Source organism: Parvibaculum sp., assembly GCF_046297875.1.
Taxonomy (GTDB): Bacteria; Pseudomonadota; Alphaproteobacteria; order Parvibaculales; family Parvibaculaceae; genus Parvibaculum.
Window position 1 is genome coordinate 1,449,048 of sequence record NZ_JBKBHD010000001.1, and the last position, 25,309, is coordinate 1,474,356.

21 protein-coding genes and 1 riboswitch are annotated in these 25,309 nt (G+C 61.8%); of the genes, 15 read left to right on the forward strand and 6 right to left on the reverse strand.

Annotated elements, in window-relative coordinates; all coding sequences use genetic code 11:
- The first annotated feature begins 32 nt into the window (after window positions 1-32).
- From ACK4FH_RS07165 to ACK4FH_RS07195, 7 genes are all read left to right on the forward strand, one after another.
- The gene (locus ACK4FH_RS07165; protein WP_409812192.1) at window positions 33-1,421 is read left to right on the forward strand and encodes an NAD(P)/FAD-dependent oxidoreductase; all 1,389 of its coding nucleotides are present in this window, start codon (window positions 33-35) and stop codon (window positions 1,419-1,421) included.
- Window positions 1,418-2,242, forward strand: coding sequence for a DUF1365 domain-containing protein (locus tag ACK4FH_RS07170; protein ID WP_409812194.1), 825 nt, complete (start codon window positions 1,418-1,420; stop codon window positions 2,240-2,242). The genes ACK4FH_RS07165 and ACK4FH_RS07170 overlap by 4 nt, the downstream gene beginning before the upstream one ends.
- An 85-nt stretch (window positions 2,243-2,327) precedes the next feature.
- Window positions 2,328-4,577 (forward strand): putative bifunctional diguanylate cyclase/phosphodiesterase, encoded by a 2,250-nt coding sequence (locus tag ACK4FH_RS07175; protein ID WP_409812196.1) that lies wholly within the window; start codon window positions 2,328-2,330, stop codon window positions 4,575-4,577.
- A gap of 164 nt (window positions 4,578-4,741) precedes the next feature.
- Entirely contained in the window at window positions 4,742-5,935 is a 1,194-nt protein-coding gene (locus ACK4FH_RS07180) for an acyl-CoA dehydrogenase family protein (protein ID WP_409812198.1), read from the forward strand.
- Between the two features lie 11 nt (window positions 5,936-5,946).
- Window positions 5,947-7,044 carry an acyl-CoA dehydrogenase family protein gene (locus ACK4FH_RS07185; protein ID WP_409812200.1) on the forward strand — a complete coding sequence of 366 codons (1,098 nt, stop codon included), beginning with the start codon at window positions 5,947-5,949 and terminating at the stop codon, window positions 7,042-7,044.
- Window positions 7,045-7,083: 39 nt separating this feature from the next.
- Window positions 7,084-7,428 (forward strand): SemiSWEET family sugar transporter, encoded by a 345-nt coding sequence (locus ACK4FH_RS07190; protein ID WP_409812202.1) that lies wholly within the window; start codon window positions 7,084-7,086, stop codon window positions 7,426-7,428.
- A gap of 63 nt (window positions 7,429-7,491) precedes the next feature.
- Window positions 7,492-8,586 carry a zinc-binding dehydrogenase gene (locus tag ACK4FH_RS07195; RefSeq protein ID WP_409812204.1) on the forward strand — a complete coding sequence of 365 codons (1,095 nt, stop codon included), beginning with the start codon at window positions 7,492-7,494 and terminating at the stop codon, window positions 8,584-8,586.
- A 4-nt stretch (window positions 8,587-8,590) separates the two neighbouring features.
- Here ACK4FH_RS07195 and ACK4FH_RS07200 read toward each other — a convergent pair whose 3' ends face one another.
- From ACK4FH_RS07200 to ACK4FH_RS07225, 6 genes are all read right to left on the reverse strand, one after another.
- On the reverse strand, window positions 8,591-9,193 hold the full coding sequence (locus ACK4FH_RS07200; protein WP_409812206.1) for a glutathione S-transferase N-terminal domain-containing protein: 603 nt from the start codon (window positions 9,191-9,193) through the stop codon (window positions 8,591-8,593).
- A gap of 63 nt (window positions 9,194-9,256) precedes the next feature.
- Window positions 9,257-9,736: a hypothetical protein gene (locus ACK4FH_RS07205; protein ID WP_409812208.1), complete on the reverse strand. Its 480-nt coding sequence runs from the start codon at window positions 9,734-9,736 to the stop codon at window positions 9,257-9,259.
- Window positions 9,736-10,236, reverse strand: coding sequence for a phage holin family protein (locus tag ACK4FH_RS07210; protein WP_409812210.1), 501 nt, complete (start codon window positions 10,234-10,236; stop codon window positions 9,736-9,738). Before ACK4FH_RS07210 ends, ACK4FH_RS07205 begins: the two co-directional genes overlap by 1 nt.
- Before the next feature lie 9 nt (window positions 10,237-10,245).
- Window positions 10,246-10,506, reverse strand: coding sequence for a hypothetical protein (locus ACK4FH_RS07215; protein ID WP_409812212.1), 261 nt, complete (start codon window positions 10,504-10,506; stop codon window positions 10,246-10,248).
- Between the two features lie 99 nt (window positions 10,507-10,605).
- Entirely contained in the window at window positions 10,606-12,051 is a 1,446-nt protein-coding gene (locus tag ACK4FH_RS07220) for a phospholipase D-like domain-containing protein (protein ID WP_409812214.1), read from the reverse strand.
- A gap of 36 nt (window positions 12,052-12,087) precedes the next feature.
- Window positions 12,088-14,187 (reverse strand): TonB-dependent receptor, encoded by a 2,100-nt coding sequence (locus ACK4FH_RS07225; RefSeq protein ID WP_409812215.1) that lies wholly within the window; start codon window positions 14,185-14,187, stop codon window positions 12,088-12,090.
- Between the two features lie 211 nt (window positions 14,188-14,398).
- Here ACK4FH_RS07225 and ACK4FH_RS07230 point away from each other — a divergent pair, with 211 nt between their 5' ends.
- The 8 genes from ACK4FH_RS07230 to atzF all read left to right on the forward strand — a co-directional run bounded on the left by ACK4FH_RS07230 (window position 14,399) and on the right by atzF (window position 25,228).
- Window positions 14,399-15,055 carry a cytochrome c oxidase assembly protein gene (locus ACK4FH_RS07230; RefSeq protein ID WP_409812217.1) on the forward strand — a complete coding sequence of 219 codons (657 nt, stop codon included), beginning with the start codon at window positions 14,399-14,401 and terminating at the stop codon, window positions 15,053-15,055.
- A 192-nt stretch (window positions 15,056-15,247) separates the two neighbouring features.
- A riboswitch (guanidine-I (ykkC/yxkD leader) is annotated at window positions 15,248-15,372 on the forward strand.
- A 92-nt stretch (window positions 15,373-15,464) separates the two neighbouring features.
- Window positions 15,465-16,547 (forward strand): putative urea ABC transporter substrate-binding protein, encoded by a 1,083-nt coding sequence (locus ACK4FH_RS07235; RefSeq protein ID WP_409812219.1) that lies wholly within the window; start codon window positions 15,465-15,467, stop codon window positions 16,545-16,547.
- 32 nt (window positions 16,548-16,579) lie between these two features.
- Window positions 16,580-17,401 carry an ABC transporter permease gene (locus tag ACK4FH_RS07240; RefSeq protein WP_409812221.1) on the forward strand — a complete coding sequence of 274 codons (822 nt, stop codon included), beginning with the start codon at window positions 16,580-16,582 and terminating at the stop codon, window positions 17,399-17,401.
- The gene (locus ACK4FH_RS07245) at window positions 17,398-18,171 is read left to right on the forward strand and encodes an ABC transporter ATP-binding protein (protein ID WP_409812223.1); all 774 of its coding nucleotides are present in this window, start codon (window positions 17,398-17,400) and stop codon (window positions 18,169-18,171) included. Before ACK4FH_RS07240 ends, ACK4FH_RS07245 begins: the two co-directional genes overlap by 4 nt.
- A gap of 114 nt (window positions 18,172-18,285) precedes the next feature.
- On the forward strand, window positions 18,286-19,122 hold the full coding sequence (locus ACK4FH_RS07250) for an urea amidolyase associated protein UAAP1 (protein ID WP_409812225.1): 837 nt from the start codon (window positions 18,286-18,288) through the stop codon (window positions 19,120-19,122).
- Between the two features lie 5 nt (window positions 19,123-19,127).
- A complete protein-coding gene (locus tag ACK4FH_RS07255; RefSeq protein ID WP_409812227.1) occupies window positions 19,128-19,757 on the forward strand; it encodes an urea amidolyase associated protein UAAP2 in 630 nt (209 codons plus the stop codon).
- 45 nt (window positions 19,758-19,802) lie between these two features.
- Complete coding sequence (gene uca / locus ACK4FH_RS07260; RefSeq protein ID WP_409812229.1) at window positions 19,803-23,423, forward strand: urea carboxylase; 3,621 nt, start codon at window positions 19,803-19,805, stop codon at window positions 23,421-23,423.
- Window positions 23,420-25,228: an allophanate hydrolase gene (atzF, locus tag ACK4FH_RS07265; RefSeq protein ID WP_409812231.1), complete on the forward strand. Its 1,809-nt coding sequence runs from the start codon at window positions 23,420-23,422 to the stop codon at window positions 25,226-25,228. The genes uca and atzF overlap by 4 nt, the downstream gene beginning before the upstream one ends.
- Window positions 25,229-25,309: the final 81 nt, after the last annotated feature.

The following is a 25,309-nucleotide window of genomic DNA, read 5'->3' on the forward strand; positions in this document are numbered from 1 at the left end:
TAAACCAGCGATTTCCGTTACCGGGGAAAAACATGTCGCCTTTCGACGACCGAACCACCACTCATGCCGAAACCTCCGATCTGGGAGGGCGCATGCGGATTGCCGTCGTCGGAACCGGCATATCGGGCCTGTCGGCCGCGTGGCTGCTTTCGTCGCGGCACGATGTTGTGCTGTTCGACAAGGAAGCGCGGCCGGGCGGCCATTCGAATACGCTGATTGCGGAGTGTCCGGAAGGGCCGGTGCCGGTCGATACTGGCTTCATCGTCTACAATGAACTCAACTATCCGAACCTGACGGCGCTGTTCGATCATCTCGGCGTTGCGACGCAGGCGAGCAACATGTCCTTTGCGGCCTCGCTGGAGACGGGCGGCAAGCGCCGCTTCGAATATTCCGGCGCCGGGTTCAACGGACTGTTTGCCGACAGGAGGAACATTGCCAGTTTGCGCATGTGGCGCATGATCGGCGATATCGCCAAACTCTATCGCGCAGCGCCCGAGCTTGCCCTGCAGACCGGGCTCGATGAAAAGCCGCTTGGCGATTTCCTGCGCGAGCAAGGCTATTCGGACGCGCTGCGCGACGATCACCTGTTGCCCATGTGCGCGGCGATCTGGTCCCTGCCGGTCGAACGCGTGGAGCAGTTTCCCGCGCTTGCCTTCCTGCGCTTCTTCGACAATCACGGCTTGATGCGGCTCAAGGGAAGGCCGCTCTGGCGGACGGTGCGCGGCGGATCGCGCGAATATGTGCACAAGATGCTTGAGGACTTTGGCGGCGAGTTGCGGCTCGGTACGTCGATCGGGCGCATTGAGCGCGACGCAATGGGCGTGACCGTGATCGACAGGTCCGGGCATCGTGACCGGTTCGACCATGTGGTGATTGCGACGCATAGCGACGAGGCTCTGGAGCTGCTCGGCGATGCGGATTGGCGCGAGACAGGTCTCCTTGGCGCCATGCCCTATCAGCGCAATATCGCATGGCTCCATTCCGACCCTTCCTTCATGCCGAATGAACGCCGCGTCTGGTCGAGCTGGAACTACATGGGCGGCGGCGCAGGCCGGCCCGTCTGCGTCAGCTACTGGATGAACAGGCTGCAGGCGCTGCCGACGGAGCGGCAGCTCTTTGTGACGCTCAACCCGTCGCATGAGCCGGATGCAGCGAGTGCCATTGCCCGGATCGAATATGACCATCCGGTGTTCGATGTGGGCGCTCTTGCCGCGCAGCGCCAGCTCTGGCAGTTGCAGGGTCGGCGCCGCACCTGGTTCTGCGGTGCATATTTCGGATCGGGTTTCCATGAAGACGGATTGCAGGCCGGGCTTGCCGTTGCGGAAGAACTTGGCGCTGTCAGGCGGCCCTGGACGGTGGACAATCCCTCGGGCCGGATCAGCCTGATTGCCGGCCTGTCAGCGCAGGAACTGGCTGCATGAGCAAGGATGTGACATCGCGGCTTTATGAAGGCGAGGTGTTCCACCGCCGCCTGAGGCCGCGTGTCCATACGCTGTCCTATCGCGTCTTCTACATGCTGCTTGAGCTTGACGAACTCGAAACGCTGTCGCGCCAGTCGTGGCTCTTTGCTCACAACCGGTTTTCGCTTTTCAGTTTCCATGACGCGGATCATGGCGATGGGAGCGGCGGGCCGCTTCGCCCCTGGATCGAGACGCAGCTTGGCCGGGCAGGCATCGGCATCGAGGGCGGGCGGATATCTGTGCTCTGCTTTCCCCGTGTGCTTGGCTATGTGTTCAATCCGATCAGCGTCTATTTCTGCCACCGGGCGGATGGGGCGCTCGCTGCCATCCTCTATGAAGTGAACAATACTTTTGGCGACCGGCATTCCTATCTGATCCCGGTTGAAGATGGCGCGGCCGAAACGCTGACGCAGGATTGCGACAAGGCATTTTATGTCTCGCCCTTCCTGCCGGTGGCCGGGCGTTATCATTTCAAACTGCTTCGGCCCGGCGCGCGATTTGCGCTGACCATCCGCGAGAGCGATGCCGAGGGGCCCTTGCTCACCGCTTCGTTTGCCGGGCGCGAGAGGGCTTTCCGGGACAGGGATCTCCTCGCCGCCTTCGTTCGCCACCCGCTGATGACGCTCAAGGTCGTGGCGGGCATTCATATCGAAGCAGCGAAACTCTCGCGAAAGGGCTTCCGTCTGGCGGCCCGGCCGGCTGCCCCGGCCAGCCCGGTAACGATTGTGCAACCTTCCGTTTCATTGCGGGACAGTGGCGGCGTATTCGTTCCGCCTGCGTAAAGCAATTTTAGACATCTTGTCTCTATATCTGGCCTTTGATCGAGGATTCCGGGACTTCCGGGCATCGGAGACGAAAGGGCCGCGTTTGTTGGATCAGCGAAAGGACGGGCAGACGGAAGCGGAGAATCCCTCCGCTGACGCAAGAGCCGCTGCGCCGGGCGACGGCGGGTCCGGCGCACACTTTCTTGCGCGCCTGTCGGCGTGGCGTGACGCATGCCTCAGCCATTTCGTATCTGTCCGTATCAAGGTCGTTGCCCTGATGACGGCAGTCGGCATGGCGCTCGTGCTGATGAGTGGCGCTTTCGTCATCTACAATTTCAACAGCAATCTCGAACGTGGTGCCTATGCGCGTTCGGAAGGTGTCGCCGATGCCGTGGCCCATGCGGCACTGAACGCGGCGGGCCCCGAGCAGATTGCGCCCGTGATCGCCGCAGTTGCGGGCGCGCCGGGGCTCGATGGCGCGGCGATGGCAACGCTGAACGGACGTGTACGCTTCGCGTCGCATGACAGCTGGCTTGGCAAACGGATCATGTTCAGCGCCGATCTTCTTGGTGAGGCGCGGCGTCAGGCCGCCGTGAAGGTGCCGGCGCAAGATGAACTCGAGGGTGCCGGGCATTATCAGGGCGACTTTATCAGGATTCTTCGCTTCGAATCCTCAGGAGAAGAAGCCCTGCTGTTTGTACGTGTCGATATGGAGAGCGTTGCGTCGGACCTGATCGTCGACGCCTGGAACCTTATGGCTTGGCTTGTCATTGCAGTAATTCTCGCGGTGCTCAGCATATCGCTTCTCATTCATCGCATCATCGTGACGCCGATCGAAGCCTTGCGCGACTATGCGGCGAGTGGCAGCACGGCCGCGCTGCAAGCCGTTGGGCCGAATGATGAAATCGGCGCCGTTGCGCGCGCGCTCAGCGAGAGTTTCAGCGCGCGCAGGGCTGGTGAGGCGCGAATCGAATCGCTTGCCGCGACAGACGGATTGACGGGGCTCGGCAATCGCATGCATTTCAAAACACGACTCGCGGAAGAAATCTCATCCGGAGAGCGTGGCGGGCGTATGGTCGGGGTGATGGTCCTCAATCTCGATAACTTCAAGGACGTGAACGACACAATCAGCCATGATGCCGGCGACATCGTACTGCAGCGAACAGCGGATATTCTCAAAGGTTGCGCGCGCGACGGCGACACTGTCGCGCGCATCGGCGGCGACGAATTCGGCGTCATCATGCCGGGCGTGAAGAGCGCGGATGATGCGCTTCAGCTTGCGAGCCGGCTCGTTCGCGCGGTGGGTGCGCCGTTCCGCCTCGGTACGCAGGATTTGCAGCAGGGCGCTTGTGTCGGCCTGACGCTCTATCCTCAGGATGGGCGCGACGCGGATGTGCTGGTCAAAACCGCCGACCTGGCGCTGTCTCGCGCCAAGCAGGAGGGCGCGGGCGCTTGCGTTCTCTATCGCCACGAACTTCATCTTCGTGCCATTGAGCGCAACACGATTGAGCGCGATCTGCGCACGGCGCTGGCGCAAAATCAGCTCATGCTCTTCTACCAGCCGAAGGTCGACATCGAGACGGGCCGCGTAACGGGGGCAGAAGCCTTGATCCGCTGGCGGCACGAGGATCGCGGGTTCATTCCGCCTGCGACGTTCATCCCCGTCGCAGAGCGCAGCGGCCTTGTGGTACCGCTGACAAAATGGGTGCTTGATGAAGCCTGCCGCCAGAATCGCGTCTGGCAGGATGACGGGCTGATGAAGATCGGCGTTGCCGTCAACGTTTCGGCGATTGACCTGCGGCGTACCGACCTGACCGACACGATCGCGAATACGCTGATCCGGCGCGGGCTTTCGCCCCGGTTTCTTGAGCTCGAAGTCACCGAAAGCATGGTGATGGAGGATGTCGATGTGGTGATCGGCACGCTGAGGCGCCTGCGAAGCCTCGGTGTCGGAATCAGTATCGATGATTTCGGTACAGGCTATTCCTCGCTCGCCTATCTGAAACGCTTCCCCGTAAAGCGGATCAAGATCGACCGCAGTTTCGTGCAGGATGTCGCCGACGGCCGCGATGGCAATGTGATCCCGAAGGTCATCATCGACCTTGCCCATGCGCTCGGCGTGAAAGTGATCGCCGAAGGCGTCGAGACGGCCGAGCAATATGAGGCCCTGCGCGCGCTTGGCTGCGATGAAGTGCAGGGCTATTTCGTCGGGCGGCCTATGCCGGCCGCGGAATTCGAAGTCTTCCTGCGCAATTCGCCGGCCGGCGGCTTGCAGGGAGCACCTATTGAGATGTCGAAGCCGACGGGCCTCAAGGCCGGCCGCAGAACCGGTTTCGAGGGTTCGGCAGCCTGATCCTTACCTTGCTCACTTTCTTGACGCAGCGTGATCCTTGGCCGTGGCGGGAAAGCCGCTTGGACGGCGGTGCGCCTTTACGAAATCGTTAGGGACGCTAAACTTCTCCCAGCCAAGAACGACAATGAGCGCCGGCTCAAGCGCGGCGTCACGGGAGACGAAGCATGGATCTCGCCTATGGGCCCGAATATGAGGCCTTCCGCGCCGAAGTGCGCGACTTCATTGCAAGGAACAAGGACAAGGCGCCGCGCCGCTTCGGCGTTGCGCGGCCATCGGAAGAATCATGCGCCTGGCAGCAACTGCTTATCGAGCATGGCTATGCCGCGCGAACGATCCCGAAGGAGTATGGCGGCTATGGCGCCGAGCCCGACATTTTGAAGTCCCGCATCATTGCAGAGGAGTTCACGGCGGCGAAGCTGCCGATGGGGCTTGCCAATCAGGGCATCTCGATGCTGGTACCGACGCTGCTGGAGCTTGGCACCGAAGAGCAGAAGAAGAAGTGGATCGCGCCGACGCTTCGCGGCGAAGTGATCTGGTGCCAGGGCTATTCGGAGCCGGGATCGGGTTCGGATCTTGCCTCGCTCCAGACGAAGGCGACGGAAGACGGTGACGATTTCATCATCAACGGCCAGAAGATCTGGACCTCCACCGCCCATGCCGCAGACATGATCTTTTGCCTTGTGCGGACAGAGGCCGACAAGCCCAAGCATGAAGGCATCTCCTATCTCATCTTTTCGATGAAGACGCCCGGCATCGAAGTGCGGCCGCTGACGACGATGACCGGCCATGCGGAGTTCAACGAAGTCTTCTTCACCGATGTCCGTGTTCCGCAGAAGGATATCGTGGCCGGACGCGGGCAGGGCTGGTTCGTTGCGAACGCGACGCTCAAGCATGAGCGCGGCATGCTCGGCGACCCGAACCAGGCAGGCACGCGACTCAGGGAAATCATCGACCTCATGCATGAGGAAACGATGGACGGCGTGAGGCTCATCGACCACCCGGTCTATCGCGACCGGCTGCTACAGTTGCAGGCGCGTGTTCTGGCCATGCAGTTCCACGGGCTTCGCCTGCTCACGGCCTCCTTGAAAAAGGAAGACCCCGGTATCGCGCGGCTGATCGTCAAATTGCAGGGCTGCGAGATCAACCATCAGCTGGCCGCGCTCGCCATCGACGCACTTGGCGAGATCGGCGTGCTTTATGGCGACAGCCCGCATCTGCGCGCGCATGGCAGCTGGCAGCATCGCTACATGTTCGACCTTGGCCTCATCATCGGCGGCGGCACGGCGCAGATTCAGAAGAACATCATTTCGGAACGGGGGCTCGGTATGCCGCGCGAACCGAAACCGGCAAAGGCATAAGGAGCAGGACAATGGAATTCGGATTGTCGGAAGACCAGAAGCTGCTTCAGGAAAGCATCCGCGGCACGCTGGAGCGCGTTTCGCCGCTGGATCGTGTCCGCAAGGTTGCGGAAGCGCGCGAGACAGAGGCACCCGAGATCCGTCAGGCTCTGGTGGAGCTTGGCGTGCCTGGCATGCTGGTGCCCGAAGCGCAGGGCGGCATGGGCATGACGCTGCTCGATGCGGCGCTTGTTTCGGAAATGCTCGGGCGCTTTGTTGCGCCCACGCCCTTCATCGGCACGGGCGTGATGGCGCCCATCGCCATTGCCGGTGCGGGCTCGAAGGCACAACAGGAAGCCTGGCTGCCGAAGCTTGCCAGCGGCAGCGCCGTCGCAGGCGTAGCCGTTTCGGAAAAGGCTTCGGGTTCGCGAGACGGCGCGGGTATTGCCGCGTCGGGCGAAAAGCTCTCGGGCAGGGCGCTCTTCGCGATCGATGCAGCCGCAGCCGATATCATCATCGTCGCCGACAAGGCGGGCGGGCTTCATCTCGTCAAAGGCGATGCGAAGGGGCTGACCAGGGTCCGCCTCACTTCCATCGATCTCACGCGCACACTGACAGAGCTTCAGTTCGACAATGTGGAGGCGGAAGCCTTGTCGTCTGGCGATGCCGGGGCGGTGCTTTCGCGCATGATCGATGCCGGCCGCGTCATGCTCGCTGCCGATACGCTGGGTGCGGGCTCCATGATGATCGAGAAGGCGGTCGCCTATGCCGGAGAGCGCAAGCAATTCGGCCGGGTCATCGGCTCCTTCCAGGCGGTCAAGCACATGTGCGCCGAGATGGCCTCAGAGCTTGAGCCCTGCCGCTCGCTGATCTGGTATGCCGCGCATGCCTTCGACGTCATCCCGGATGAAGCGAGCCTGATGGCGGCCCATGCCAAGGGCATGGCGGGCGAGGTGGGCCGCTTTGTTGCGCGCACCGCCACGGAAGTTCATGGCGGCATGGGCTTCACCGATCTCATGGGCCTGCACTACTGGTTCAAGCGGATCGGGCTCGACCGGCAATTGCTCGGCTCGCCGGAGCGGGTGCGCCATGAGGCGGCGGCGATGCAGGGCTGGGTGGCGGCGGACTGACGCTGCCTCCCATTGCCAAGCGAACCGGGCGGGCGTCATATGCGCGGCATCGTTTCCCGCTTGCCCGGTGCATTCATGGACAATATCGGTTACATCGCCGCCTTCCTCACGACCTTCGCTTTCCTGCCGCAGGCGATCAAGACGATAAGGACGCGCGACACCGCAGGCGTATCGCTTCTCATGTATGCCTGCATGACGGTGGGCATCGTGTTCTGGCTGCTGCATGGCATTCACCTTGGCGACTATGCGCTGATCGGCGCGAACAGTGTGACGCTTTTCCTGGCCCTGCCGATCCTTGTCATCGTGACGTCGAACACCCTTGCCGAGAAGCGGCGCCTGCGTGCCGCTGCGGCAGCCGCGAGACAACTGGACCGCAGTCTATAAATTCACTTGCGCGGGCCTTGCTCGCCTGCTTGCATACCGGCAACGAAAATCCGGAGGAAACCCATGCGCGCTGCCGTGTTCCGCAATGGCGATCTCGTCGCCGCCGACATTCCCGAACCCAAACCCGAGCTTGGCCAGGTGCTGGTGAAGACGCTGGCTTGCGGCATTTGCGGCTCGGACCTGCATGCCTTTCATCATGCGGACAAGATGGTCGAGACGGCGAAGCGCTCCGGCTCGAGCTTCAGCATGGACACATCGAAAGACATCGTGTTCGGTCATGAATTCTGCGCCGAGATTCTCGATCATGGGCCGGGCACGGAGAAGAAGCTGACACCCGGCACGCGCGTCTGCTCCATGCCGATCGCCATCAGCATTGACGGCCAGAAAGCCAAGATGCACCCCGTCGGCTATTCCAATTCAAAGCCGGGCGGCTTTGCCGAACAGATGGTGCTCAACGAATCCATGCTGCTCGAAGTGCCGAACGGGTTGCCGACCGAACAGGCGGCGCTGACGGAGCCAATGGCGGTTGGCTGGCATGCGGTCGAAAAAGCAAACCTCACGAAAGACGATATTCCGCTCGTGATCGGCTGCGGGCCGGTGGGGCTTGCGGTGATCGCGGGTCTGAAGATCAAGGGTGTGCATCCGATCATCGCGGCGGACTTCTCACCCGCGCGGCGCAAGCTCGCCGAGGAGATGGGTGCCGATATCGTGCTCGATCCGAAGGTCGAGGGGCCTTATGCCCGCTGGACGAAGGAAGCGACGCCTGAAGGCTACGACCCCGAGAACATCATGACGCTGCTCGGCGTGGGGCCGAAGATGCGGCCGGGCGTCATTTTCGAATGTGTCGGCGTGCCGGGCATCATCCAGCAGATTTTCGAAGGCGCGCCGCGCTTTGCCCGCGTGGTGGTCGTGGGCGTCTGCATGGAGCAGGATCGCTTCGAGCCCTTCTTCGGCATCAACAAGGAGCTGAACGTGCAGTTCGTCCTCGGCTATACGCCGGAGGAATTCGCGCTGACGCTGCACCATCTGGCGGAAGGCAAAATCGACGGATCGCCGCTTGTGACGGGCAAGGTCGGCGTCGAGGGTGTGAAGGAGGCCTTCACTGAACTCGGCAATCCGGAAAAGCACGCCAAGATTCTCGTCGAACCCTGGCGCTGATACTTCAGGCAGGCGGTGCGGTATCGATGAAGGACGGACGCTTGGCGATATCGCGCCACCAGCCGGCCAGATCGGGGAACTTTTCCTGCCAGCCCAGCGAGGCATGACGGAAGTCGAGATAGCCGAGCGCAGCGCCGACCGAAATCACGCCAAGATCGACCGGCCCGTCGAGGTCGGTCACTTCCGCCTCAAGAAGTGCGAGGCTTCTCAGGATGGCGCGCTCCCAACGGCCGAGCCATGTGGCCGACTGCTCGGCATCCTTGCGATTGCGCTCGAAGATGATTGAGACGGCGGCATCCATGATGCCGTCCGCGATCGCCTGCTGACGCAACACGCGAAAGCGCTCCACATTCGATGCGGGAATGAGTGAGGGGCCTTCCAGCATCTTGTCCAGTACTTCGCAGATGACCGGGCTGTCGAACCATGACGTGCCGTCGCCCATGACAAGGGCTGGCACCTTGCCGAGCGGGTTTGCCTCGTGGAGCGCGGCGGGGTCTTCCATCGCCGCGACGGTCTCCTCGGTCACGCGGGCAGTGGCCCCCTTTTCGTGGATGAGGAGCCTCACTTTTCGGGCATAGGGCGATGTGTGCGAACAATAGAGCTTCATGATGCGCGTCCTCAGAGTTCGGGCTGCGCATCCTAGCTGCGTTTTGCGACAAAAGTGAACCTGTCAGAGACAGGCCGTGCCTGATGTATGGCCGTTGTTGGCGCGGATCGTGCGCCACTCCACGAAGTCGCGGCACGCGCGGCCCCGTTCGTCGACAAAGTCGCGAACGGGTGTGATCTTGCCGCTTGCCTGATTTTCAGACGTGAACCATGTCACCTGCTCGCGAAGCGGCACAGTCATCATCCGGGCCAGGGCTTCGCGCCGTGCCTGCGCTGCCATGCCTGTGAGGGCCGGACCTTCCGAACCGCCGACGGCATAGCCGAGTGCGACACCGGCGGCGACCGCCCATTCCGTGCCGCCGCCTGTGCCGATCGCCATACCGAGCATGGCGCCGCCCGCCGGGCCGATCAGCCCCGTGCCGTGATCGTCGATCGGCACATCGATCATTCCCTGTGGCTGGCGCATTGTGACTTCCGGCTGCGGCAGGCTCTGCTGGGCGCAGGAGGCGAGAAAAATGGCGCAAGCGAGAGCAAATGCGCGCATCAGTCTTTCCTCAGGAAAGGCATGAGAAAGCGGCGAAGGGCCGGGCTCAGCGCGGCGAGCGCGCCGACGATGATGGTGATGAGCGGCAGGCTGCCGCTTGAACCCTTGACCAGACCGAGTATGCCAAGTGTGAGGTCGTTCAGCGTACGCTCTATGGCATCGAACTCGCGCTTCACATCGGCGCGCGCCTCGGCGATGGCGCGGTTTGCAAGTTCGAGTTCAAGCTTGTCGGCTCGGCCAGGTTCGCGGGCTGCGAAGACAAGTGCAATGAAGGCGAGGAGTACGAGCGAACCGCCTGTAATCAGAGCCCCCAGCGGATAGCCGTAAAGTTCCGCGAGATAAAGGAAGCCTGCGATCACGAGCATGACAAGCGCGAAGAAGGCGATGAAGACCGCGATGCCGACAAGGAAGAGGCGGCGGGCAAGACGGCGCGCTTCAATCTCGGCGCGATAGAGCTCGGCTTCGGCAAGCTTGCGAACCTGTGGCGTTGGATCGATCACCGGCGCCTCCTATCTTGCGATCAGGCGGCCGATGAGAAACCCGATTCCGAAAGCGAGCAGCGCGCTCGGAATGGGGTGCGCATCGATCTGCTTATGAATGTCCTGCAGGCCTTCCTGCATACGCTCGGCGACTGCCTCGGCATTTGCAGCGAAATCTTCGCCAGTTTCGCCTGTGGCCGCACGGGCCTCTTCCAGCGCCTTCTGAAGCGTCTCGATCTGAGCCTGCAGCTCCTCGATCGTCGGGCCGGTGTCGCTTTTCTTGTCTGCCATGGCCAAGCCTCCGGAAGGGATGTCCCTAATGTATCAGGTTATCGCCCCCAAGCGCTGCAAGCATAGCCCGCAAAAAGCCGCAGGCAAGGGCGGTGTGGCCTAGAGATAGGGCGAAGCAAGACGAAAGAAGGCATCCCGCATCCGCACGGGCAGCGACCGGCCTGCCAGTTCTTCCTGGGAAACGGGGCGCGCGGTCGAAATTCGTCGTACGATCATGTCGTCGAGCGCACCGGCAAAACTGGCGCCATAACATTCAAGATTGAATTCGAAATTGAGACGAAGGCTTCGATCGTCCCAGTTCGCCGAGCCAATGGTCGCCCATATGCCATCGACAGTCATCATCTTGGAATGATCGAAGGGCGCCCCGGTCTTCCAGATGCGGCAGCCCGACCGGGCCAGCCATTCGAGCCCCGGTGTGGCCGCCCAGTCGCAGAAGCGCAGATTGCTTTTTTCAGGCAGGACAATGTCGACGATGACGCCGCGCATGGCGGCAAGCGAAAGATTGGTTCGCAATGTCGCATCGGGAATGAAATAGGGCGTTAAGATGCGAATGCTGCTTTGGGCTTCCGCGAGCGCTCCGAGTAGCGTCCAGCGGATCGGATTGAGACCCATGTCGGGGCCCGCCGGCAGGCCGCGCGCGATGACCTCGCCTGCGGGCTCGATCTCGGGAAACCAGTCTTCGCCCTCGAGAATTTCGTCGGTGGTGAAGTTCCATTCATAGGCAAAGGTGTGCATGAGATGCGCCACGGCCGGGCCTTCGACCTGGAAGTGGCAATCGCGGATCGGCTTTTTCGGATTCGATGCATGCAGGTTTCCCTCGGCGATGTTCATGCCGCCGGTAAAGCCGTGGCGGCCATCCACGACCATGATCTTCTGATGGTTGCGCATGTTGAGATAGGGCATGCGCCAGGGCATGAACGAATGAAGGAAGCGGGCATAGTTGATGCCTCGTTCCTCGAGCAAGGGGATGATGGAAGGCCGCGAATACCACGAGCCGACGCCGTCTATGAGCAAACGCACGCGAACCCCGCGCGCCATCGCATCCGACAATGCCTCAACGAACTGCCGGCCCGCCCGGTCGTTGTTGAGAATATAGGTCGAGATTGCAATCGAGCGTTCGGCGCGAGCGATCATGTCGAGCATGACCGGATAGGCTTCATCGCCATTCAGCAATAGCCGTACCGAATTGCCGGGTTCAAAACTTTCCGGAAGGATTCGCTGGCCAAGCCGGGCAAGGCTTTCAAGCGCAGGAAGGTGCAGGCCGCTGTCGCGGGGGCGCCGTTCTCCATGCTCGGGCGGTTCCAGCAGAAACAGGTCCTGCTTCTCGCCACGCAGTTCGCGGGCGCGGCGCTGAATGCGGTTTACGCCGAACATCAGATAGACGATCCAGCCGAGGAAAGGCACGAGGATGATGAAGCCGACCCAGCCGGCGGCTGCGCGCTCATCCGACTTGGTCAGCAATGCATGGATGGCGGCCGCACCCATCGCCGCGAACTGGATCGCGGCGAGCAGAAAGAGCGATATCTCCCAGAAGTCCGTTCCCATTTGTCTCCAGACGCGCCGGCGCAGGGCCGCCGCAGGTCAGTAGCGCAAGGTGGCGCCGATATAGAGGCCGCGGTCTGCGCCGGGAAAGTAGCGTTCCTCTCCGGCGCCGAAGTCGGAATAGTCCGCCCGGTCCGCATAACGGCTGTCGAAGATATTGGTGAGTTTCCCGAAGATTGCGAGGTTTTCGCTGATCTCGTAGTCGAGACGCAAATTGAAAATGTCGTGCCCGTCATATTTGACGGTGTTGCCCGCATTCATCCAGTAGGAGCCCATGTGAACCCATTCGAGTTCTGCGCGTCCGGCGCCGTCATTGAAGTTGTATCCCAGCCGAAGATTGCCAAGCGTTCGCGGCGCCGTATCGACATCGTCCCCATCCCGGATCGTTTCCGTCGGGGTGATGTTGGTGAAGGCATAGGTGTGGCGCGCGTAGGTGCCCGCGGCGGCTATGTCAAAACCGAATCCGAGCGGTGCCGAAATTTCGACTTCGGCGCCCGCATGATTGGTGCGGCCGTCGCTGACATTGAAGCCGCCCGCATCGCGGAAATAGTAGTTCCGCTTTTCCATGTAGAAGAGATTGGTCTCGTAGGTGATGCCTGAGACGCGGCCGCGCGCGCCGACTTCTATGCTGTCGAGCTTTTCCGACTTTGCCTCGCCCGGCACCTGCAGGCGTTGCAGGCGGTAAAGGTCTGTCGTTTGCGGTGCGCGGGTGCCGCGTGCGAGGTTCACATAGGTGGTGAAGCCTTCGTTGAACTCGTGCAGCAGTCCGATCTTCGGCGTGACGTCTCCGAATTCGTCGACCCGGTCGGGGATGCGCAGGAAGCGGCCGAAAATGCCATCGGGCGCGTGGTTCCGATAGTCGTAGCGCGTGTATTCGAAGCGCAGTCCTGCAGTGAAGATCGTTCGCGGTGCGAGGCGCCATTCGCTGTGAATGTAGGGCGCGAGCACCAGCGCCTTTACCGTGTAGTCGTAGTGCACGCCTTGTGGCGACTGATTGGGCGCGATCCCCGCAGTCGGGTTGAACTGGACTTCGGTCAGCCAGCCGTCCGTGTACTCGGTGTCGAGACCGAAGATGATGCGGTGTCCGCCGTCGAGCGTTGCGGCGAGGTTTGAAAGCAGGCCGCCGCTCCAATGCGCATTCTGCTCGACCGGCCGTCCGGGCAGGAAGTGCATGAGAAAATTCATCGAGTTCGTGCGCGCATATGGCGTCAACGCAAGTGTGAGCTTATCGTCGATATCGCGTTCCATGCGAACGGCGGCGCGCACGGCCCAGGCATCGCGATAGGCGTCCGGGTCCGGGTTGGTCTTGTAGAGCGCCGGGTCCTTGTAAGCCTTGACGCCACGAACGAAGCCCGCCGTTTCCTGGTTTGTGTTGATGGCAGTCAGCGTCGCGTTGATGCGTGTATCGGGCGCAGCGTAGTCGTAGCGCAGGCGCGCCTTTTGCTGCTCAAGGCCGGAGTCGGCGCGAAACCCCCCATCGTGGAGAAGGGCGAAGCTGCCGCGGAAACCGTGACTTGCATTGCCGTTCGAAAATGTCCGGCTCGCCGTGCCGGAGGTGCTGAAGAAATCGTCAGGGCCGCCCTGCAGTGTCAGTTCGGCATCGCGCTCGGCAGGCGGTCGGCTCAGGAAATTGATGAGGCCGTGTTCCGCATTCGAGCCATAGCGCGCGCCGCCCGGTCCGCGCACCACCTCGATACCGCCCGACACTTCACTCATCGCTTCCATCAGCGCGTTCACATTGGCAAAGCCTGCGGCGCGCATGGGTACGCCGTCTTCCAGATAGAGGAAGGAGCCTGCGCCTGCGCCGCCCGTCAGCACGGGCGAGCGGATGGCGGTCAGGTGCTCGGCGCCGCTGCCCTGCTGAATGCCGACGCCGGGCAGGCGGTTCAGCGCCTCGGCCGGCTGGACGGGGCGGATGAAATCCATTTCGAATCCGCCGATTTTCGAGATATTGCCGGTATGCGTGGCGCGGGGGGTGCCGAATCCGGTGGTGGTGATGATCAGCTCGTCGAGCAGAAGGGTAGGCTCATCTTTTGGCTCTTCGGCGCCGGCCGGAAGCGCAGTGACAAGGAGGCCGAGACCGGCTGCCGGAAGGGCCGCGCCGACGCTGCGCAAAATGGACGCAAACCGAAATTCCATAACTCGAAATACCCCCCTAGAACGGGCATGAAGCCCGCTATTTTGCCTGCGTTACGGCTCTTTGCGGCTGTCTCTCTGCAATTGTTAGCATGGTGGGGGCGAAGGTCACCCCCTTTTGGCGTGGCGGGAAAAGCGCGGCAATCCGCCACGCGGCGCGGCTGTCCGGGTTTTCTTGCCCGGCAGGTCGGAGGCGACTAGATTTCTCTGCGTCATGAAAATCTTCGGCACGTCCATACCGCCTGTTGCCCTCTCGGTTGCAATTCTTGCCGTTGCGACGACAGCTGTCGTCTATTCGCCGACGCTCTACCGCATGTTTTGCGAGGCGACGGGCTATGGCGGCACGGTGAGCGTGACGCGGGCGGTCAATCCCGACCCTGCCTCGCCGATCGGTCCGGCCATGAAGGTGCGTTTCGACGCCAATGTGTCGCCGGGACTCGACTGGACCTTCGGTCCGGTGGAGCGCGAGGTGGAAGTCTATGCCGGTGTGCCCAAGACCATCTTCTATCGCGCGGTGAACAACAGCAATGAAACGCTGGTAGGCCGTGCCACATATAATGTGACGCCGGGGATCGCCGGGTACTACTTCAACAAGACGGACTGTTTCTGCTTTACCGAGCAGAAGCTTGAGCCCGGCGAGAGCGCCGAAATGCCCGTCATGTTCTTCATCGATCCCGAGATCGCCACGGATTTCGATACGAAGACCATCCGCACCATCACCCTGTCCTACACCTTCTTCCGGCTCGCCTCGGATGATGGCCTGATCGCCTCTGCCCGCTCGCTCAGTGAGACGGGTGAGACCCGGCAGCGCGAACTCTCGACGGCGGAAACGGCCGAATTCACGAACAACGTGCAGCGGCTTCGCCGCTAGCGGTCGATCGCTGACGGCCAGTCAGCGCCGGACCTTCCATTTACTTCCTCATTCATGTTCCGCGGCATTGCACAAACAAATGGCAATGCGCTTCTTCGCCTGCCTGATTTGCGAGCCGATTGACGCCCTGCCCATTGTTGCGGCGCGGTAAACGGCGCTTCGCGCTCTGGCATGGCACTTGCGAAGTATGTTTCCGGCAGCGGCTAGGGTTCCGGCTTCGCATGAGAACGACGAGTTTGCGAAGTGTCTGGTCCGAGAGCCGCACCCTGCCCGGTGAACAGCGGGCAGGTACACGGCGGGACAAAAGCCCGGGAGACGGATGTAATGCGAGGGTTGGCATTGCAGAACCGCCGTGACGCCAATCCTCCGTTTTTTGAAACGCGATCACTTGATCCGGAGGACTGGCTATATGACTTCTTTCAGACTCTCTTCTCTCAGACTATTCGTGGCGGGCTTCGCAGCCATTGCATTGGCCTTCATGTCTCTTTCGCCTGCTCAGGCGGCGCCCAAGAAGGACTTCAAGGTAGCCTGGTCGATCTATGTCGGCTGGATGCCCTGGGGCTACGCGATGGACAATGGCATCGTGAAGAAGTGGGCTGACAAATACGGCATCAATATCGAAGTCGTTCAGTTCAACGATTATATCGAGGCAATCAACCAGTACACGGCTGGCGCCTATGACGGCGTGATGGCGACCAATATGGACGCGCTTGCCATTCCGGCGGCAGGCGGTGTCGACTCGACCATTCTCATCATCTGCGACTATTCGGACGGCAACGACGTCATCATCCTCAAGGGCAAGGAAAAGCTTGAGGACATCAAGGGACAAAGGGTCAACCTCGTCGAGCTTTCCGTTTCGCATTACACGCTGGCGCGCGGACTTGAATCGGTTGGGCTCACGGAAAAGGACGTGACGATCGTCAATACGTCAGATGCCGACATGATCGCGGCATACGGCACGCCGAGCGTAACTTCCGTGGTGACATGGAATCCGATGGCCGCGGAAATTCTCGCCGGCCCCAATGCCTATAACGTCTTCGATTCATCGAAGCTTCCCGGCGAAATCCAGGACTCGCTTGTCGTCAACACGCAGACGCTAAAGGACAATCCCGACTTCGCCAAGGCGATGACGGGCATCTGGTACGAGACGATGGCGCTGATGTCGGCCGATGACGAGGCGGCCAAGGCTGCCAAGACCGCGATGGGTGTTGCATCGGGCACGGATCTCGCCGGCTACGAGATGCAGCTTGCGGCGACCGAAATGTTCTACACGCCTGAAGACTACATCGCCTTCACCGAAGGCAATCTCGCCGAAGTGACCTCCTTCGTGACCAAGTTCCTCTTCGATCACGGGTTGCTCGGTGACGGGGCAACATCGCCCGGCTATATCGGCATCGAGCTTGCCGACGGCACGATTGTCGGCGACGAGACCAATGTGCTTCTCCGTTACAACACCGACTACGCGAAGATGGCGGCCGACGGAAAACTCTGACGGCAACCGCAACCATCGAGGCCAGTAACGTCATGCGTAGATTGATCAACCGGCGGCCCGACATTGCGACGCGGTTCGGACTCATGCTCCTGCCCTTCGTGCTTGTCATCATCGCCTATATAGTTGCATCCGAGGCGCGTCTTTCGGTGAACCCGAACGACAAGCTGCTTCCTGGATGGTCGACGATATCTGCGGCGATCGACCGCATGGCGTTTCAGCCGGATCAGCGCACCGGCAACTACCTGCTCTGGACGGACACGATGTCGAGCCTTCAAAGGCTCGGCATCGGTGTCGCCGTTGCAACGCTGATCGGCGGCATATTCGGAATTCTCCAGGGTCTGATCCCCCATTTCCGTGCGACATTCAGCGCTTTCACAGGCGTATTGTCGATGATCCCGCCGCTTGCGGTGCTGCCCATTCTCTTCATCATCTTCGGGCTCGGCGAATTGTCGAAGGTGGTGCTGGTCGCCATCGGCATAACGCCCTTCATCATTCGCGATCTTGCGCTGCGCACGGGTGAAATCCCGCACGAGGAAGTCATCAAGGCGCAGACGCTTGGTGCATCGACCTGGCAGATCATCTTGCGAATCGTCGTGCCGCAAATGCTGCCGCGCCTGATCGACGCGGTGCGTCTGTCGCTTGGGGCGGCCTGGCTCTTTCTCATCGCGGCGGAAGCCATCGCCTCGGACAGCGGGCTCGGCTATCGCATCTTCCTGATGCGGCGCTATCTCGCGATGGATGTGATCCTGCCCTATGTCATGTGGATCACCTTTCTCGCCTTTGCGCTCGACCTTGCCTTGCGTCTTTTCCAGCGCGTCGCATTCCGCTGGATGTATCGGGGGAATGGCGCATGACGCGGGTCGTTGTTGAAAATGTCTGGAAGGTCTATGGCGACCAGACGGTGCTTGAGAATATCAATTTCGAGATCGAGCCCGGTTCCTTCATTTCCCTTGTCGGACCGTCGGGCTGCGGCAAGTCGACTTTCCTCCGCATGATGCTGGGCGACGAAGCGCCAACGCGCGGTCGCATCCTGATCGATGGCGAGGTGCTCGAGGACGAACCCTCGCCCGACCGCGGCGTTGTGTTTCAGAAATACTCCGTTTTTCCGCATCTGACCGCCCTCCAGAATGTGATGCTCGGCCTCGAGCTGGCGCAAAGGCCCGTTCTCGGGCGGCTGTTCGGGCGGAAGCGCCGCGCGGCGCGCGTCGCCGCGATCGAAATGCTCCAGAGCGTCGGACTTTCGCATTCCGTGAACAAATATCCGGCGGAGCTTTCCGGCGGCATGCAGCAGCGCCTTGCCATTGCGCAGGCGCTCATCAAGAAGCCGAAGATACTTCTGCTCGATGAGCCCTTCGGCGCGCTCGATCCCGGTATCAGGGCGGAAGTTCACGAGATCATGCTGCGCCTGTGGCGTGAGGAGAAAATGACCATCTTCATGGTCACGCATGATCTTTCCGAAGCCTTCAAGCTCGGCACGAGGGTGATTGCATTCGATCGCGTCCGCACAAGGCCGGAAGAAATGAAGGCCTATGGTGCGACCGTCACCTTTGATCTCAAGGTCGACGGCAAATCATTGCCGCCACAGGTACCAGTGGCATCGCCGCTCGCCGCAGCAGCGCAATAGGAATTGCCGGACGGGACGGCCCGTCCGGTTGAAAAGGCTCCGGTCGAACGGAGCGAACGCCTGGACGGCCAGGCTTCGGCCCGGGGGAACCCGGCGCGCAACAGGAGACGCGCGATGGCGGAAGCAACCCGCAAGGAAAAGTATACCGGCCCTTATGCCGCGCAGCAGGAGCGCTACTATCAGCTTTTTGGTGGTGCGAAAGCGCGCAAGAAAGATCCGGGCGGCGCACCGCGCAATCCGGCGCAGATTCCCGCGTCGCTTGTACGCTCGGTGGAAACGCTGGCCGGCGGCTGGGGCCATGTCTTGCCCGTGAAGCGCGGCGAGACGTTGCGTGTTATCAACACGCATGGCACGCCGGGCGTATCGGTGATCATCTACAATTCGGCCGATACGAGCGAGCGGCTCAATGCCGGCGACACGATGAAGGTGCAGTGGAATGCGCGGCTGACGCGCGGCGCCGGGCTCTTTTCCGATATGGGACGCGTGCTTGCCTCGATCACCGACGATACATGCGGTCATCACGATGTGCTGACAGGCGGCTCCACGCCCGGCAGCAATGCCGAACGGTATGGCGATGGCGCCCTGCGCAGTACATCCGGCAATTTCGTGTTGCTTGCCTCGAAGCACGCGCTCGACAAGCGGGACATCCCGCCCTGCGTCACCTTCTTTGCGCCGGTAGGCGTCGATGCGCAAGGCCGCTTCCGCTGGGAAGGCGAGGGGCCGAAGCCGGGCGATTATGTGGATCTTCGTGCCGAGCTCGACATTGTCGTCTTCGTGTCCAATGCGCCGCATCCCTATGCGCCGGGCCCCTACGCGCCGAAGGAAATCGATCTTCTCGTCTGGAAGTCGCCGCCGCCCGCGGCGGACGACTTCTGCAGGACAGCTTCGGAAGAGGCGATCCGCGGCTTTGAAAACAATGCGCGCTATCTCGCCGCGCGCGGGGAGGCGTGACATCCATGACAATACCAAATCGCGATGAAGCCACGGCGATCCATGATTTCACGGTGCCAGCGCTCCGGCCCTGGTCACGTGAAGTGAAGAAGGGGCAAATCCTTCGCATTGTCGATCTCGAAGGTTGCCAGGCGGTCGATACGCTTTTCTATTCGAAGGCCGATCCGTCGGAACGCTACAGCGCGCAGGACACGGTGCGCACGCAAGGCTCGCCCTATGTGACGGTGGGCACGAAGCTCATATCGAACGAAGGCAATGTGATGGGCGTGGTGATTGCCGACACATCCGGCAATCACGATACGTCGGCAGGTGCCTGCTCGGCGGAGGCGAACACGGTGCGCTTCGGATATGAGACGCGGTACATGCACAGCTGCCGGGACAATTTCGTGATGGAGCTGTCTCGCCACGGGCTCACCAAGCGGGACATCGTTTCGAACATCAACTTCTTCATGAATGTGCCGATAGAGGAAGACGGGACGCTTGCGATTGTCGACGGGATTTCCAAGCCGGGCGATTACGTGGAGATCCGCGCGGAGATGGATCTGCTCTGCGTGATCTCGAATTGCCCGCAGGTGAACAATCCCTGCAACGGCTTCAATCCCACTCCTGTCCGTACATTGATCTGGGACGCCTGATGCGCTCCCGCCCGGCGGGAACCGCCGGGTATCATCGGAGGCCCGATGTTCAAGAAAGTTCTGATCGCCAATCGAGGCGAGATCGCCGTCCGCGTCATCAAGACGCTCCGGCGCATGGGCGTGTCGCCCATCGCGATCCATTCCGAGGCAGACCGCTTCGCGCCGCATGTGCGGCTGGCGGATGAAGCGGTCTGTGTCGGCCCCGCGCCTGTTGCGGAAAGTTACCTCGAAATTGGCACCATTCTCGACGCTGTGCGGCGTACGGGTGCGGAAGCGGTGCATCCGGGATATGGCTTCCTGAGCGAAAATCCGGAGTTTGCCGCCGCGCTTGCGCGAGAGGGAGTCGCATTCATCGGCCCGCGGCCGGAACATATGCGCGCCTTCGCATTGAAGCATACGGCGCGCGAGCTTGCGGAGAAAAGCGGTGTGCCGCTGCTGCCGGGCTCGCCCCTCATCGTCGATCTCGACGATGCGCTGACGCGGGCAGAAGAGATCGGCTATCCGGTGATGCTGAAAAGTACGGCGGGCGGAGGAGGCATCGGATTGCAGCTTTGCCACCGGGCGGAAGACATGCCGCGTCTTTACGACACGGTGCGCCGGCTTGCACTTGCCAATTTCAAGGATAGCGGCCTCTTTCTGGAAAAGTATGTCGCCGCCGCCCGGCATATCGAGGTGCAGATATTCGGTGACGGTGAAGGCGGCGTGATCGCACTCGGCGAGCGCGATTGTTCGGCCCAGCGCCGCAACCAGAAGGTGATCGAGGAAACGCCGGCGCCGGGACTTGGCGCAGCCGAGCGCGCGGCGCTGCATGAGGCGGCGGTGCGCCTCGGCGAAGGCGTTTCCTATGCCTCCGCCGGCACGGTCGAGTTCATTTATGATGAGCAGGGAAGAAAGTTCTATTTCCTCGAAGTGAACACACGGCTTCAGGTCGAGCATCCCGTGACGGAGGAAGTGACCGGGCTTGATCTCGTCGAGATGATGGTGCGGCAGGCTGCGGGCGAGCTTGGCGATCTGAAGCAATATGAGCGTACGCCGCAGGGTCACTCGATCGAAGTCCGGCTTTATGCGGAAGATCCGGGGAAGAACTTCCAGCCATCTTCGGGACTGCTAACGGAGGTTTCATTTTCTGAGGGTATCCGCGTCGATGGGTGGATAGCGACCGGGACGGAGGTCACGCCGTTCTACGATCCGATGCTCGCAAAGATCATTGTGAAGGGCGCGACGCGGGCAGAGGCGTGTGAAAAGCTTGGCGCGGCGCTGAATGCCTCGTCGGTCTATGGCATCGAGACCAATCTCGACTATCTGCGCGGCCTTGCGCGATCCGATGCCTTTCTCGAAGGCCGGATGCTCACCTCGACGCTTTCCACGCACGAAGCGGAAAGCAGCGCGATCGATGTTCTTTCGCCCGGCGCCCAATCGAGCCTGCAGGACTGGTCAGGCCGTGTCGGCTACTGGAATGTCGGCGTGCCGCCATCGGGGCCGATGGACCCGTTGTCGCATCGGCTTGCGAACCGGCTGGTGGGCAATGCGGAGGATGCGGCCGCGCTTGAAATGACGCTCGAGGGCCCCACGCTCCGCTTCCGCTGCGACGCCGTGGTGGCGCTTGCCGGTGCCGAGATGGAGGCGGTTCTGGACGGTGTGCCGGCCGCTTTCTGGCAGGCATTCGACGTGAAACGCGGGCAGGTGCTTGCGTTTGGAAAGGTGAAGGGAGCGGGGCAGCGCGCCTATCTTGCGATCCGCAATGGCTTCGATGCGCCGCTTTATCTCGGATCGCGTTCTGCCTTCACGCTGGGGCGCTTCGGCGGTCATGGAACGGGTGCCTTGAAGACGGGCGATGTATTGCGCATCGCAAAGGGAGGTGCAGTGGCACCCGTCGTCATGACGCCGCTTCCCTTGTCGGCCCGTGTGCCGCTCGCCCGCGAATGGGAGATCGCAACGCTCTACGGACCGCATGGCGCGCCGGACTTCTTTCTCGATGAGGATATCGAGACGCTGTTCAACACGGCTTATGAGGTTCACTACAATTCGGCGCGAACGGGCGTTCGCCTCATCGGGCCGAAGCCAAAATGGGCGCGCAAGGATGGCGGCGAGGCGGGGCTTCATCCCTCCAACATTCACGACAATGCCTATGCCGTCGGCACAATCGACTTCACGGGCGACATGCCGATCATTCTCGGGCCCGACGGGCCGAGCCTTGGCGGTTTCGTCTGTCCTGCAACGCTCGCAAAATCCGAACTCTGGAAACTCGGCCAGTTGAAGCCGGGCGACAAGATACGCTTCCACCGGATCACCGATGCGGAAGCGAGCGAACTTCGCGGCGCGGAAGAGACATGGGTGAGAACGCTGGCACGCCCTGCAGCGCCGCTGGCGCGCCAGACGAAAAAGGAAGATGCGGTTCTCGGCCGGATCGGCGATCTCGAAACGGAGGTAACCTATCGGCGGGCGGGCGACGACTACCTGCTGATCGAGTATGGGCCCATCGTTCTCGACTTCGCGCTGAGGTTCCGCGCACATGCAATGATGATGGCGCTGGAGGCGCGCGCCCTCGACGGCATCATCGAGATGACGCCGGGCATTCGTTCGTTGCAAATCCATTTCGATCCGGATGTGTTGCCCGTGCGGAAACTGTTGTCGATCCTCGAGGAGATGGAGCGTGTGCTGCCTGCGATCGCCGACATCGAGGTTCCGAGCCGCATCGTTCACCTGCCGCTGTCATGGGACGACGAGGCGGCGCGCGAGGCGGTCAGGAAATATGAAACGCTCGTTCGCCCGGATGCGCCCTGGGTGCCTTCCAATATCGAGTTCATCCGCCGGATCAACGGACTTTCAAGCATTGCCGATGTGAAGCGTATCGTCTTCGACGCGGATTACATGGTGCTGGGGCTTGGCGATGTCTATCTGGGTGCGCCGGTCGCAACGCCGCTCGATCCGCGCCACAGGCTCGTCACCACGAAGTACAATCCGGCGCGGACCTGGACGCCGGAGAATGCCGTCGGCATCGGCGGCGCTTATCTCTGCGTTTATGGCATGGAGGGGCCGGGGGGGTACCAGCTTGTCGGCCGTACCGTGCAGATGTGGAACAGCTGGCACAAGACGGCGAATTTCGAAAAGCCGTGGCTCCTGCGCATCTTCGACCGGCTGCGCTTTTTCCCCGTATCGGCAGAAGAATTGCGCAAGGCGCGCGACGGCTTCCCGCATGGGCGATATGAAGTGAGGGTGGAGGAGGGATCGTTCCGCCTCAGCGATTATTTCGCATTTCTCGAAAAGAATGCGGCCGAAATTTCCGCCTTTCGCGTCTCGCAGCGCCATGCTTTTGAGGAGGAGCGCCGCCGCTGGGAGGAGCAGGGCCTCGCCATATCGGCAATGGAGCCCGAAGCCATACCGGTTGAAGACGTAACCGATGTTCCAGATGGCGGGCGCCTCGTGGAAGCGGGTGTGCCGGGCAATGTCTGGTCCATTGGCGTTCAACCGGGCGACGAGGTTTCCGCAGATCAGACGCTTGTCATTCTTGAATCCATGAAGATGGAGATAGAGGTGCGCGCGCCCGTTGCCGCCCGCGTGCATGAAGTGCACTGCACGCCGGGCAAGATGGTGCAGGCGGGGCAGGCGCTCGTCACGCTGGTGCCGATTGAGACGGAAGTGTTGAAGCTGGAGGCTGCATCGTGAAGTCGCTCACTTTCTCCCTGTCCGCGCTTCGCGCCGGATTTGCGCGCGGCCTCCGTGCCGAAGATGTTGCGCGTGAGACCTTGGCGCGGGCCGATGCCTTCGCCGATCAGGCAGTCTGGATATCACGGTTGCCGGCGGAAGATGTGATTGCAAGGGCCAGGGCGCTGGATGCGCTCACGCCGGCGCAGAAGGCCATGATGCCCCTTTTCGGTGTGTCCTTCGCGGTGAAAGACAATATCGATCTCGCTGGACTGCCGACGACGGCAGCGTGCCCGGCCTATGCCTATCAGCCGGAGCGGAATGCCTGTGTGGTGGAGCGCCTCGTCGCGGCGGGCGCCATTCCCATCGGCAAGACCAATCTCGATCAGTTCGCGACCGGCCTCGTCGGCACGCGCTCGCCTCATGGCGCTCCCCGTTCCGTCTTCCACGCGGACTATATTTCCGGCGGTTCGTCCTCGGGCTCCGCGGTTGCTGTGGCGGGGGGTATTGTCTGCTTCTCGCTCGGCACCGATACGGCGGGCTCGGGCCGTGTCCCTGCCGCCTTCAACAACATCGTAGGTTTGAAGCCGTCCCGCGGTCTGCTTTCCGCAAGCGGCGTCGTGCCTGCCTGCCGTTCGCTTGATTGTGTCTCCATCTTTGCTTTGACGGTCGGCGATGCGGCGCAGGTATTCGATGTGGCAGTGGCGTTCGACGTAGACGACATTCACGCCCGCGCGCGGATGCCGGAAGTGCCGGTCTCGCTTGCGGGCGGGTTCACCTTCGCCGTGCCGCGGGCTTCCGACCTCAAGTTCTTCGGTGACGATGAGGCAGCGCGGCTCTTTGAAGAGGCGGTGGCGCGTTTCGAGGAACTTGGCGGAAGGACACGCCGGATTGACTTCTCCTTGTTCGAGGAGGCAGCCGCCCTTCTGTATGAAGGCCCATATGTGGCCGAGCGATATGCAGCCGTGGGATCTTTCATCGAGGCCAACCGTGCGGCGGCTGACCCGACCGTTGGCAGCATTGTGCTTGCCGCAAAGGCGCGGAGCGCCGTCGAACTTTTCGAGGCGGGCTACCGGCTCGAAGCATTGAAGCGGCGCGCGGCCGCTCTTTTCGCAGAGATCGACTTCCTGATGGTGCCGACCGCTCCGACGGCCTATCGCGTCAGCGAGGTGATGGCGGAGCCGGTCAAACTGAACAGCCGTCTCGGTACCTATACGAATTTCATGAACCTGCTCGATCTCTGCGGCATCGCGGTGCCGGCAGGTTTCCGCGAGGCAGGGCCGCTCAATGGATTTCCCTTCGGCGTGACGCTGGCCGCCCCTGCCTTTACCGATATGCGGATTGCCGGTTTCGCTTCTGCCTTCGAAGCGGCACAGGGCCTTGCGCCGGGCGGGCCGCGCGATGCGGCGGCAGAGGATGAAGGCTTCATCGAGCTTGCCGTGGTCGGCGCGCATATGTCGGGTCTGCCGCTCAATCACGAGCTCACTTCGCGCGATGCGATGTTTGTCGAGCGGACGAAGACGGCGCCGCTTTACCGCTTCTATGCGCTGGCGGGCGGGCCGCCTTTCCGGCCGGGCCTTGTCCGCGTCGCGGAAGGCGGGGCGGCGATCGAGCTTGAGGTCTGGCGCCTGCCGCGAGCCGCCTTCGGCAGCTTCATGGCCGGTGTGCCGCAGCCGCTCTGCATCGGAACGCTCGACCTGGTGTCCGGCAGAAAGGTGAAGGGATTTCTCTGCGAGGCAAGCGGGCTCGCCGGGGCTGAAGAAATTACGGCCTATGGCGGCTGGCGGGCCTTCATGGCGGAGAAGCTGAAACTGGCAGCAAGCTAGACCAACATGGTCATTTCCGGGTTATTGTGGACGCTATCCAGGCTCGTGGCTTCAATAGCGAAACAGGAAACCCCGATGATC